The following is a 12,401-nucleotide window of genomic DNA, read 5'->3' as shown; positions in this document are numbered from 1 at the left end:
TAGCGCGGATCGGGGGGTGGGAGAAAGGTTGGTTCACGCGAAGGCGCGGAGGCGCGGAGAAGAAGGATTTTGATCGCGCAGAGGCGCAGAGAGCGCAGAGGGGTTGCGATCGGAAATACTCGCCCGCGACCGGGAGACCTTATGTTCAGGAGCCGCTTTCGCGGCGTACCCCTCTGCGCCTCTGCGCGAAAACAATCTTCTCCGCGCCTCCGCGCCTCCGCGTGAACCCACTCCACCTTGCCCCGGACGGACACGATGGATAGCGAGCAAACATGACGTTCAAACTGGGCACGCGCGGATCGCCGCTGGCATTGGTGCAGGCGCACGCGACCCGCGACGCGCTGGCACAGGCGCATGGGGTCGATCCGGCCGACATCGCGATCGTGACGATCAAGACCACCGGCGACCGGGTGCAGGATCGCGCGCTGGCCGAGATCGGCGGCAAGGCGCTGTGGACCAAGGAGCTGGACCGTGCGCTGTGCTGCGGTGATATCGACGCGGCGGTCCATTCGATGAAGGATGTCGAGACGGTCCGCCCGACCGAAATCCGCATCGCCGCCATGCTGCCGCGCGCCGATGTCCGCGACCGGCTGGTCGGCATCGCCTCGCTGGCTGATCTGCGAGAGGGCGGCGTCGTCGGCACCAGCAGCCCGCGCCGCGCCGCACAGATACTCCACCACCGGCCCGATGCGCGGATCGTGCTGTTCCGCGGTAATGTCGACACCCGCCTCTCCAAGCTGGCGGCAGGGGAAGTCGATGCGACCCTGCTCGCCGCCGCCGGGCTGGAGCGGCTGGGCCGGCACGATGTCGGCACCGCCTTGTCGATCGACGCCCTGCTCCCCGCCCCGTCGCAGGGTGCGGTGGGGATCGAGGTGCGGGCGGAGGATGCCGATGCGCTCGCCTTCGTCCGGGTCATCGACCATGCCCCGACGCATCAGGCGGTGCGCGCCGAGCGCGGGTTTCTCGCGGCGCTGGGGGCCGACTGCCATTCGCCGGTAGGGGCGCTGGCGATGATCGAGGGCGATGTGCTGACGCTGCGCGCGCAATTGCTGGCGCAGGACGGCAGCGCGCAGGTGGCCGACAGCACCAGCGGGGCGATCGACGATATCGACCTGCCGCGCCTGCTGGCGGAGGCGATGCTGGCGCGGGCGCCCGACAGCGTGGCGAGGCTGTTCGCGCGATGAGCAGGCCGCTGGCGGTGCTGCGGCCCGAACCGGGCAATGCCGCCACCGCCCGCGCGATCGAGGCGTTGGGACTCACCGCCATCCGCGTCCCGCTGTTCCGGATCGTGCCGCTGGCATGGGCCGGTCCGCCGGCGGGCGACCATGACGCGCTGATCCTGACCAGCGCCAATGCGGTGCGACAGGCAGGGGCGGCGCTGCAAGCCTATGCGACGCTGCCGGCTCATGCCGTCGGCGCGGCGACGGCGGCGGCGGCGCGGGCGGCGGGGCTGCGGGTCGTCGCGACCGGCGACGCCGATGGGCGGACCCTGCTGGACCGTGCCGGGCGGGCAGGCGTGCGTCGTGCCCTGTTGCTGACCGGGCGTGACCGGGCGGTTGCGACCCATCCGGTCCTGACCGCGATCCGCGCCGTCTATGTGAGCGAGGCGGTCGAGGAGGTCGATCCCGCCTTGCTGCGCGGGACCGTGGCGCTCGTCCATTCGCAGCGTGCCGCCCGGCGGCTGGCGACGCTGGTCGCGGATCGCGGCGCCATCGCCATCGCCGCCATCGCCCCGGCGGTCGCGGACGCGCTTGGCGATGGTTGGCGTGCGGTCGCCATCGCCGGACGGCCCGACGACGCCGCGACGATCGCCGCCGCCGCCGCCCTTGCCGACGCATGTGATTGACCCGGCGGACGGGCGCGGGGATAAGGCGGCATGATGAGCGACGATGCGCCCTTTTCGACGACCAGCCATCCGCGTCGCCGGTCCGGCCGGGGATGGCTGGCTATCGCGATCATCGCCTTCGCGATCGGGATCGGTGCGACACTGGCGGTGCTGCGCTACGTCGCTCCGCGCTTCGGATGGGGGATGCAGCAACAGGCCGCCGTGCCGACCGCGCAGCCGACCCCCGTCGCGACCAACGCCGCGCCGCCGACGCAGGTGTCCGCCCTGCCGATCCTGTCGGCGCGCGAAGCGGCGCTGGCCGCGCGCATCGCCGATCTGGAGACGCGCATCGTCGGGCTGGACAGCAGCGCGCGCAACGCCGCCGGCTATGCCACGCGGGCGGAGGACATGATGGTGATCGTCGCCACGCGCCGCGCGCTGGATCGTGGACGGCCGCTCGAATATCTGGAGGGGCAGCTGCGCGACCGGTTCGGCGGCAGCCGGCCCGATGCGGTCCGCACGCTGATCGCCACCGCGCAGAACCCGGTGACGCTGGACGACCTGCGCAGCGCGCTGGACGCCGCCGCGATTTCGCTCACCGCCGGACCCGCCAGCGAAAATTGGTGGGATGCCCTGCGACGCGAGGTCGGGCAGCTGATCGTGATCCGCCAGGGCACGACCCCCAGCAGCCGTCCCGGCGACCGGCTGGAGCGGGCGCGGCGGCGGCTGGATACCGGACAGGTCGAGCTGGCGATGGCGGAGGTCGAACGGATGCCGGGTGCGGCCAATGCCGCCGGCTGGGCCAACGCCGCCCAGCGTTATGTCAATGCGCGCAAGGCGTTGGTCGAGCTCGAATCGGTCGCGCTCACCACACCGCGCCCCGCGCCGGTCGCGCCGCCCGTCATCGTGCAGCCCGCGCCGCTGCAGACCGATCCCCCCGCCGCCGCCGAGACGGTCGCCCCCACGCTGTAAGGAAACGCCCATGGCCGATATGGGCCGCTTCGACTGGCAAGACCCCTTCGCCCTCGACGCGCAGTTGAGCGACGAGGAACGCATGGTCCGCGACGTCGCGCATGGCTATGCCCGGAGCAAGCTGTTGCCGCGCGTGACCCGCGCGTTTCTGGACGAGGATTTCGCCCGCGAGATCATGACCGAGATGGGTGCGCTCGGCCTGCTGGGCGTCACCATTGATCCCGAATATGGCGGGGCGGGCATGGGCTATGTCGCCTACGGCCTGGTCGCGCGGGAGGTCGAGGCGGTCGATTCGGGCTATCGCAGCGCAATGAGCGTGCAGTCGAGCCTCGTGATGCACCCGATCAACGCCTATGGATCGGACGCGCAGAAGGCGAAATATCTGCCCAGGCTGGCCAGCGGCGAATGGGTCGGCTGTTTCGGGCTGACCGAACCCGATGCCGGGTCCGACCCGGCGGGGATGCGGACGCGGGCGGAGAAGATCGACGGCGGCTATCGCATCAGCGGCGCCAAGATGTGGATCACCAATTCACCGATCGCCGACGTCTTCGTCATCTGGGCCAAGTCCGACGCGCATGGCGGCAAGATTCGCGGCTTCGTGTTGGAAAAGGGCATGGCCGGACTGTCCGCGCCCAAGATCGAGGGCAAGCTGAGCCTGCGCGCGTCGATCACCGGCGAGATCGTGATGGAGGGCGTCGAGGTCGGCGAGGACGCGCTGCTGCCGCATGTCGAAGGGCTGAAGGGGCCGTTCGGCTGCCTCAACCGCGCGCGCTACGGCATCGCCTGGGGCACGATGGGCGCGGCGGAATTCTGTATGCACGCCGCCCGGCAATATACGCTCGACCGGCAGCAGTTCGGCGTGCCGCTGGCGTCCAAGCAGCTGGTGCAGCTCAAGCTGGCCGATATGCTGACCGAGATCGCGCTGGGGCTACAGGCGGCGCTCAGGGCCGGGCGGATGTTCGACGAGGGGACCCTCGCCCCCGAAGCCATCTCGATCATCAAGCGCAACAATTGCGGCAAGGCGCTGGCCATCGCCCGCACCGCGCGCGACATGCACGGCGGCAACGGCATCGCGGCCGAATTCCATGTGATGCGCCATGCGATCAACCTCGAAACGGTCAACACCTATGAGGGCACGCACGACGTCCACGGCCTGATCCTCGGTCGGGCGATCACCGGGATCGCCGCGTTCTGATGCACCGCCAGCCGGTCCTGATCGGCGAGCTGGTGTCGGTCGCGCCGACGACCGCCGACGACCATGACGCGCTGTACGCCGTCGCGGCGGACCCGGCGATCTGGGACCAGCATCCCGCGCACGACCGCTGGCAACCCGAGGTCTTCCGCGCCTTCTTCGACGAGGGGCTGGCGACGGGCGGTATGCTGACGATCCGCGATGCGGCGGACGGCGCGGTCATCGGCGCGACCCGCTATGTGCCGGCGGGGCCGCAAGCGGTGGAGATCGGCTGGACCTTCCTTGCGCGCAGCCATTGGCGGCGGGGCTATAATCGTGAATTGAAGCGGCTGATGATCGACCATGCGCTGACGCAGGTCGATGCCGTCCGGTTCAGCGCCGGCGTCGACAACCACCGGTCGCGGCGCGCGATCGAGGCGCTGGGCGCGACACAACTGCCCGATGCGATGGTCGAAAGGGGTGGACAGATCGTGCCGCGCGTCCTCTACGAGCTGCGCCGCGCGTGAAACCGCTGGCCGGGATACGGGTGGTCGAGCTGGCGCGCATCCTTGCCGGGCCGTGGTGCGGGCAGGTGCTGGCCGATCTGGGCGCGGAGGTGGTGAAGGTCGAACGGCCGGTGAGCGGCGACGATACCCGCCACTGGGGACCGCCCTTCGTCACCGCGCCCGATGGCAGCCCGCGCGACGCGGCCTATTTCCATGCGACCAATCGCGGCAAGAGGTCGGTGGCGATCGACATCGCGACGCCGGAGGGACAGGCGGAAGTGCGTGCGCTGGTCGCCACCGCCGATGTCGTGATCGAGAATTACAAGGTCGGCGGGCTGGCGAAATACGGCCTGGACCACGCGTCGCTGTCGGCGGTGCGGCCGGGGCTGGTGACCTGTTCGATCACCGGGTTCGGGCAGGACGGCCCTTATGCCCATCGCGCGGGATATGACTTCATCATCCAGGCGATGGGCGGTGCGATGTCGCTGACCGGCGAGCCGGAGGGGGCGCCGCAAAAGTCGGGCGTCGCCTATGCCGACCTGTTCACCGGGGTCTATTCGGCGGTGGCGATCCTTGCCGCGCTGCGTCGCCGCGACCTGACCGGCGAGGGCGCGTGGATCGACATGGCGCTGATGGATACGCAGGTGGCGGTGCTGGCCAATCAGGCGCTGAACTTCATGGTGGGCGGCAGCGTGCCGACGCGGATGGGCAACGGCCACGCCAATCTGGTGCCGTATCAGGCGTTCGAGACCGCGGACGGCGCACTGGTCATCGCGGTCGGCAATGACGGGCAGTTCGCGCGGCTGTGCGGCGTGCTGGGGCTGGACCTGCACATAAACCCGCGCTTTGCGACCAATCCGGCGCGGGTGACGCATCGCCGCGCGCTGATCCCGGCCGTGCAGGCGGCGGTGGCGACGTGGCGCAAGGCCGATCTGTACGAGGCGCTGGAGGCCGCCGGCATCCCCGCCGGGCCGATCAACGCGCTGGACGAGGTGTTCGCCGATCCGCAGGTGATGGCGCGGGGCATGGCGATCCGGCCGGACGGCCTGCCGGGTCTGGCCGGGCCGATCGTGATCGATGGCGAGCGGATGGTCGCCGAACGGGGCGCGCCGCAGCGGCCCTGAGCGCCAAAGTTCACGAAGTTCACACTCGCACAATGTTCGCGACAGGGCGATCGGTGGCGTTTGCAGCGGTTGTCAAAGATCGGGCGCGGGTCGCGCGTCGCCGATCATGGCGTCGTGGTGGCTTGTAGGAAAGCGTAAAGGTACAGCGCCACACCCGCCACACCCAACAGGCTGCGCACATCGTGCAACCGGCGCTGGAACGTGATGACATCCGGTAGAACCGTTCGTGCTGAGTAGGGACTGAGCGCAGTCGAAGGCCCGTATCGAAGCACCTCCACCACGGTCCTTCGATACGCCGCTTCGACAAGCTCAGCGGCACCTCAGGACGAACGGTTCTACCTTATGTCATCAAGCTCTGGCGGCGGACAGGCGGCGGTTGATTGGCAGCACGCCGCGATAGCTTTGCTGCCACCGGGTCAGCATCGGTCCCTCGGCCAGCGAGATGCAGAGTGCAGCCCCGGTAAAGAGGTGCTTGATCCACCGGTCCAGGAACGTCGCCGCAACGCAGGCTGGAGCCTCAAGCGGCTCCTGTCCCGCGCTACAACTGGGAGATCCCGGCCTTTACCGGGATGACGTCCGGTTCAAACAGGGTGGATCGGACTCCGGCCGCCGCAGGTCACGCTCGCAAGCCTATCGCAGCACGCGGCGGACCAGCGCGCCGCAATCGGCATTGCCCGCGCGCGGGCGGTCATCGCCGCGGATTGCCCGGCCCAGCATCTTCAGGATGCCGCCCGCGCTCTTGACCCCCGGCGGAATCTGCACCGTCGGTGCCTGTAGACGCCCGGTGATGCGGACCGGCTGGTCGAGGTGCAGCAACGTGCGCTGCTTCGGCGTACCGGTCAGCGCGATGGACAGGGTTTCGTCGGGCAGGCGCACCACCCCCTGCCCCCGCGTCTGCGCCCGCGAGGTGTCGATGAGCAGCGGATCGATCCGCCCGAGGCCGTTGGTGACGTCGAGCCGCAGGCCGAGGCACCGCAGCCGCGCCTGCGCATCGTCGTCGGTCAGCACCCCGCGCGCGACATCGGCGCCGAGCATCGACGCCATCTTCGCCGGCAACACCCCGCCCGCCGCCGCGAAGCCGATCGTGCCGTCCGACCGGCCGATCGCCTGGCGGATGGTATCGCCGCTGCCGACCAGCCGCAGCCGGGCGCGCAGCGGCGCGTCGATCGGTGCGCCGCCGGCGAAGGTCGAGATGCGTGAATCGGTCAATCGCAGGTCGAACGTCGCCCTGGGCGTCGTCCGTCCACGCTGATCGACCACCACCTGCCCGGTGATCCGCCCTTGCGCCAGCCGCACGGTCAGCGGCGCGACGGTCAGGCGGCTGTCCTCGATCGCCAGCACGGTGTCGAGGCTGCGCAACGCCGCCATGTCGAGCAGCCGGTCGACGCGAATGGCGAGCTTCCCGTCGAGATTGCCCATCTTCGCGAGGTTGATGCGGGTGCCGGGGACCACGCGCGGGCCGATGCGGCGTTCGATCGCGACGGCCCGCGCCCGGCCTTCATCGGTTTCGAGATCGTCGAACGACAGGGTGGCGAAGTGCAGCCGCCCGTCGATGCCGGTGCGCTCGTCCGCCTTGGTCACCGTGGCGTTGGCACTCGCCAACCGCGACCGGCCGATCGTGCCCGACAGCTTCTCGATCGTCCAGGTCGGATCGTCGTGGCGCACGCGTGCGGTCAGCGCGACCGGCTGGGTGCCGAACAGACCCGCCTCGATCAGCGCGTCGAGCGTCTTCAGATTGTCGGCGCGCGCCGTCAGATCGACGGTCATGCGTTTGGTGTCGAGCGGCGAGGCCATGGTGCCCTTCGCATCGACGGTGATCGTCGGCCCGGCGACCCGCGCGGTGAAGGGCCATGCGCCGTCGCCGGCAATGGCGGGGCCGGTGAGCGAGACCTTGACCGGGCGATCGTCGATCGCGCCGTCGCCGCTCGCGCGGAAGCCTTGTCCGTCCGACGCGACGGTCACGTCGAAGCGGCGGTTCTGCACCGCGTCGCGATAGTCGATCTTCAGGTTGCGGACGGTCAGGCTGGTGATCGCGGAGGCCGACCCCTTGTCCCCGCGCTTGTCGGGTGCCCAGTTCTTGCGGCCGTCGCGGGTGCGCACCATCGCCACTTGCCCGCCATCGATGGCAAGCGCGGTCAGGTCGAACTTGCCGCGCAGCAGCGGCAGGACGCGGAAGCGGAAGTCGATGCGCTGCAAGCGGACCAGATCGCCCTTCCCCGCCCAGCTCGGCTGCGCGATCGCGAGGTCACGGACGATCAGCGTGGGGGAAAAGGACAAAGGCTCGACCCGTTCGATCGTGCCGATCGATACGTCGGAGCCGAAGCGTTCGGCCAGCTTCACCGACACCTTTTCGCGCAACAGCCCCCATGGAAAGGCGGCGAGGATCACCAGGATCAGGAGCAGCAGGCCGGCGATGCCGCCGAGGATGAACCGCCATGTACGCGAAAGCCGAGCCATAAGGCGAAAAGTCGGGAACGCCGGGTTCGTTCCATCCCCGCAATGGAATTACTGACAGGGGTGTAGGTTGCGGCGCACCATCCCCCGACGACCGGGCGCGGTTGCATAAGAAAGCCTTACCGCCGCTTTAGCCGTTTGCAAAACAGTTCACGCTACCTTGCCCTCAATCGGATTCGGGGGAGGAACGAATAATCATGAACTGGCGGATCATCTGCGGCCTGTCGTCGATCGTACTGGCAATTCCGGCGCAGGCGCAGCAGGTTGCGCCCGAACAGGATACGGTCACCACCGGCGTGGCCAAGGGGCGCGACCGGCTGGACAGCGCGACCTCCACCAGCGTGCTGCGCGAGGGGGAGATCGCCAAGCTCGCCCCCCGCTCGATCGGTGAATTGCTGCGCGCGATCCCCGGCATCCTGGCCGAAGCGCCCAATGGGGAGAGCATCGCCAACATCACCATTCGCGGCCTGCCGCTGTCGTCGTCGGGCGCGAAGTTCGTCCAGTTGCAGGAAGACGGACTGCCGGTCATGGAGTTCGGCGACATCGTCGGCGCCAGCGCCGACAGCTTCCTGCGCATCGACCTGAACCTGGCGCAGGTGGAGGCGATCCGGGGCGGTTCGGCGTCGACCTTCACCAGCAACGCGCCGGGCGGCATCATCAACTTCATCTCCAAGACCGGTGAGCGCGAGGGCGGGGCGGTCGCGCTGAGCGCGGGCTTGGACTTCGACCAGTATCGCGGCGACTTCGACTATGGCGGGCGGCTGAGCGACACTCTGCGCTTCCATGTCGGCGGCTTCTACCGCCAGGGCGAGGGGCCGCGCCGCATCGGCTTCGACGGGCAGCGCGGCGGCCAGATCAAGGTCAATGTCACCCGTGAGTTCACCGGCGGCTATATCCGGCTGTACGGCAAATATCTCGACGACCGCTCGCCCTTCTACGATTCGGTGCCGCTGCGCGTGACCGGCAGCGATGCCGATCCCAGCTACTCCGCCGTGGCGTCGTTCGATCCGACCCGCGATACGCTCTCGACGCGCGCGCTCCAGTCGATCACGCTGCTGGACGAGGCGAACAACCCGATCCGCGAGGACATCCGCGACGGCCAGCGCGTCAAGGAGACGTCGTTCGGGGTCGAGGCGCAGATCGCGCTGGCCGAGTGGACGGTGACCGAACGGTTCCGCATCGCCGGGCGGTCGGGCGGGTTGATCGGCCCGTTCAGCAGCCTGATGCTGTCCCCCTCTGCGGCATTGACGCGGCTGGGCGCGACCGGCGGCACGTTCCGCTATGCCAGCGGTGCCAGCGCCGGGCAGGTCATCGCCAATCCCGCCGCGCTGAACGGCAACGGGCTGATCGGCATCTACAATATCCGCGACCGGCGCCAGCAGGATGTCGGCAACGTCACCAACGACATTCGCGCCAGCCGCGTGTGGCAGGTCGGCGACGGCAGCCTGACCACGACAGCCGGCTTCTATGCCGCGCGCCAGGCGATCGACACCTCGATCCTGTACGGCGTCGCGGTGACCGAGGTGAAGGGCGGCGGCGCGGCCGAACTGCTCGACGTGTTCGACGCAACCGGGACCGCGCGTACGGCGAGCGGCATCTACGCCTACAACCCGCTGTCGGGCACGCAGCGCCGCACGCTGCGGCTGTCGTACAAGGTCAATGCGCCGTTCGCATCGGCCAATTACAAGATCGGTCGCGTCTCGATCGGCGGCAGCCTGCGCTATGACATGGGCCATGCCAGCGGGCAGGTGTACGGCGTGGAACTGGGCGGTGGGCGCATTGGGCAGGTGGCGCGCGACATCGACGGCAACGGCGTGATCTCCCCGCCCGAACAGCGGGTCGGCATCACGCCGACCGCGCCGGGCCTGGTCGACTATGACTATAAGTATCTGTCCTATTCGACCGGCGTCGTCTTTCGCGTGGCGGAGCCGCTGGCGGTGTTCGCCCGCTACAGCCGGGGCGCGCGCGCCAATGCCGATCGCATCACCTTCGGCAGCGTGATCGACAATGCGACGGGCAGGCTGGCGATCCCGTCCGCCGCGTTCGATCCGGTCAAGCAGGCGGAGCTGGGCGTGAAATACCGCCATGCCGGCGTGACGCTGAACCTGACCGGTTTCCATGTCGATGCGCAGGATTCGAACATCAACACCTCGACCGGCGCGGTCATCGCCCGCGATTATTCCGCCAAGGGGCTGGAGTTCGAAGGCGGGGTGCGGCGGGGCATGTTCAGCCTGACGGCGGGCGCGACCTATACCGATGCGACGATCGTGCGCGACCGGGTCAACCCGGCGCTGGACGGCAATACCCCGCGCCATCAGGCGAACCTGATCTTTCAGGCGACACCGCAGGTCAGCACCGATCGCTTCGCGGTGGGCGCGGTGTTCATCGGCACCACCGACACCTATGCGCAGGACGTCAACCTGTTGAAAATCCCGGGCTATGTCACCACCAACGCCTTCGCACAGGTCCGCGTGGTCGACCGGCTGTTGCTGTCGATCAACGCGACCAACCTGTTCGACCGGCTGGCGCTGACCGGCATCGACGAGGATCGCATCCCTACCACCGGCATCGTCCGCGGGCGGCTGCTGAACGGGCGGGCGATCTCCACGACGCTACGGCTGGATTTCTAGGAACCGGCAAGCGGCCGTTGCCGGGGGGCGACGGCCGCGTCAGAAATCGATCGCGATGCCCTTCGACGTCCAGTCGCCATAGCGTGTCGGGCTGAGGCCCAGCGGATCGTCGCCGTCCGATCTGGGGGGCAGCGGTTCGGGGATCGGCACCGGCGGCGACTTGGAGAGATGCGCTGGTGGCTTCACATGCGGGGGTCGCTTGCCCATAGGGGGTCCTTTCCGGTTCGCTTGGCGATTCACTTGGCGGACCGGCGACAGGATTCAAGTGACCGACACCCCTTTCCGCATCGGAACCCGATAATGGCCCGCCCCCGCCTTGCCCCCGAAGCGCCGGGCGTTCCCGCGCGCCGTGCCGCGCTGAAACTGCTCGATGCCGTGATCCGGCGCGGATTGCCGCTGGAGGCGGCGCTGGCCAGCGCGACCGCCGAACTGGACCGGCGCGAGGATCGTGGCCTCGCCCATGCCATCGCCGCCGCCGTGCTGCGCCGCCTGCCCGACCTCGACGCGCTGATCGACGGCGCGACGCAGCGGCCATTGCCCGACGATGCCAAGGCGCGGTTCGTGCTGCGCCTCGCGCTGGCGCAGGCGCTGGTGCTGAACACGCCGCCGCACGCCGCGATCGCGACCGCGCTGCCGCTGGTCGATGGCGGCCCGCGCAAGCTGGTCCATGGCGTGTTCGGCACGCTGATGCGCGGCAACGCCCGGCTGCCCGATGCGGCGACGCTGCCGGCCGATACCGATGCCCGCTGGGTCGCGGCATGGGGCGAGGACATGGTGATCGCCGCTGCGCAGGCGATCGCGCAGCAGCCGCCGGTCGATCTGTCACTGAAGGGCGAGGACGGGCCGGAAGGGCTGACGCTTGCCCCGCGCCATCGGCGGCTGGCCGAACATGGCGCCATCGCCGACCTGCCGGGCTATGCCGGGGGCGAATGGTGGGTGCAGGACCTGGCGGCATCGATCCCGGCGCGGTTGCTGGGCAAGGGGCCGGGCCATGCGCTCGACCTGTGCGCGGCACCGGGCGGCAAGACGCTGCAACTGGCCGCCGCCGGGTGGGACGTGACCGCGCTCGACAATTCGGCGAGCCGGTTGATGCGCCTGACCGAAAATCTGGAGCGGACCGGGCTGTCGGCCAAGGTCGTGACCGGCGACGCTTTGGTATGGAAGCCCGCCGAGCCGGTCGATGCGATCCTGCTCGACGCGCCGTGCAGCGCGACCGGCATCTTTCGCCGCCACCCCGACGTGCTGCACCGCGTGCGCCCGAGCGTGATCGCCGAGACGGCGGCGCTGCAGGCGCGGCTGCTGGCGCGCGCCGCTGACTGGGTGAAGCCCGGCGGGCGGCTGGTCTATGCCACCTGTTCGCTGGAGCCGGCCGAGGGCGAGGCGCAGCTCGACCGGTTCCTGAGCGGGCGGCCGGACTATGCGGTGGAGCCGGCCACGGCCGAAGAGCTGCCCGAAGGCGTGAGTGCGAACCCAGGGGGTTATGTGCGGACGCTGCCGGGGATGCTGGCGGACCAGGGCGGGCTGGACGGGTTCTTCATCGTCCGGTTGCGGCGGAGCTGAAGAAGATCGGTTCACGCGGAGGCGCGAAGGCGCGAAGGAGGTTGCGCTTGCAGAACCACTTCCCGCGCAGCGGGCCTTCCCCCGCAACGGCTACCGGAAGGCATAAGGCCGCTTGCGCGGCGCGCAGGCGCCAAGGATGCAACCCTTCGCGCCTCCGCG

At 69.5% G+C, this 12,401-nt stretch carries 10 protein-coding genes; 8 read left to right on the top strand and 2 right to left on the bottom strand.

Features of this window, described 5'->3' with window-relative positions:
- Positions 1–272 precede the first annotated feature (272 nt).
- The 6 genes from hemC to ASE83_RS07915 are packed head-to-tail and all read left to right on the top strand — an operon-like array spanning position 273 to position 5,598.
- Positions 273–1,184 (top strand): hydroxymethylbilane synthase, encoded by a 912-nt coding sequence (gene hemC, locus ASE83_RS07940; RefSeq protein WP_055787925.1) that lies wholly within the window; start codon positions 273–275, stop codon positions 1,182–1,184.
- Positions 1,181–1,846, top strand: coding sequence for a uroporphyrinogen-III synthase (locus tag ASE83_RS07935; protein ID WP_055787922.1), 666 nt, complete (start codon positions 1,181–1,183; stop codon positions 1,844–1,846). The genes hemC and ASE83_RS07935 overlap by 4 nt, the downstream gene beginning before the upstream one ends.
- Positions 1,847–1,879: 33 nt before the next feature.
- Positions 1,880–2,797 carry a hypothetical protein gene (locus ASE83_RS07930; protein WP_156352913.1) on the top strand — a complete coding sequence of 306 codons (918 nt, stop codon included), beginning with the start codon at positions 1,880–1,882 and terminating at the stop codon, positions 2,795–2,797.
- 10 nt (positions 2,798–2,807) lie between these two features.
- Positions 2,808–3,992, top strand: coding sequence for an acyl-CoA dehydrogenase (locus tag ASE83_RS07925; RefSeq protein ID WP_055787914.1), 1,185 nt, complete (start codon positions 2,808–2,810; stop codon positions 3,990–3,992).
- The gene (locus ASE83_RS07920; RefSeq protein WP_055787913.1) at positions 3,992–4,495 is read left to right on the top strand and encodes a GNAT family N-acetyltransferase; all 504 of its coding nucleotides are present in this window, start codon (positions 3,992–3,994) and stop codon (positions 4,493–4,495) included. Before ASE83_RS07925 ends, ASE83_RS07920 begins: the two co-directional genes overlap by 1 nt.
- The gene (locus ASE83_RS07915) at positions 4,492–5,598 is read left to right on the top strand and encodes a CaiB/BaiF CoA transferase family protein (RefSeq protein WP_055787910.1); all 1,107 of its coding nucleotides are present in this window, start codon (positions 4,492–4,494) and stop codon (positions 5,596–5,598) included. The genes ASE83_RS07920 and ASE83_RS07915 overlap by 4 nt, the downstream gene beginning before the upstream one ends.
- Before the next feature lie 630 nt (positions 5,599–6,228).
- Here ASE83_RS07915 and ASE83_RS07910 read toward each other — a convergent pair.
- Entirely contained in the window at positions 6,229–8,055 is a 1,827-nt protein-coding gene (locus ASE83_RS07910) for an AsmA family protein (protein ID WP_055787907.1), read from the bottom strand.
- A 194-nt stretch (positions 8,056–8,249) separates the two neighbouring features.
- Between ASE83_RS07910 and ASE83_RS07905 the strand changes: the two genes are divergently transcribed.
- Positions 8,250–10,682, top strand: coding sequence for a TonB-dependent receptor domain-containing protein (locus ASE83_RS07905; RefSeq protein ID WP_055787904.1), 2,433 nt, complete (start codon positions 8,250–8,252; stop codon positions 10,680–10,682).
- Positions 10,683–10,721: 39 nt separating this feature from the next.
- Here the strand turns inward: ASE83_RS07905 and ASE83_RS18130 are convergent, their stop codons facing one another.
- A complete protein-coding gene (locus ASE83_RS18130; RefSeq protein WP_082443393.1) occupies positions 10,722–10,889 on the bottom strand; it encodes a DUF1674 domain-containing protein in 168 nt (55 codons plus the stop codon).
- Positions 10,890–10,982: 93 nt separating this feature from the next.
- Here ASE83_RS18130 and ASE83_RS07900 point away from each other — a divergent pair, with 93 nt between their 5' ends.
- Positions 10,983–12,242 carry an RsmB/NOP family class I SAM-dependent RNA methyltransferase gene (locus ASE83_RS07900; protein WP_055787901.1) on the top strand — a complete coding sequence of 420 codons (1,260 nt, stop codon included), beginning with the start codon at positions 10,983–10,985 and terminating at the stop codon, positions 12,240–12,242.
- Positions 12,243–12,401: the final 159 nt, after the last annotated feature.

The sequence above is a fragment of the Sphingomonas sp. Leaf32 genome (assembly GCF_001421765.1).
Classification (GTDB): Bacteria; Pseudomonadota; Alphaproteobacteria; order Sphingomonadales; family Sphingomonadaceae; genus Sphingomonas.
Note: the sequence above shows the minus strand (reverse complement) of the source record. Positions and strands in the feature narration are given on the sequence as shown.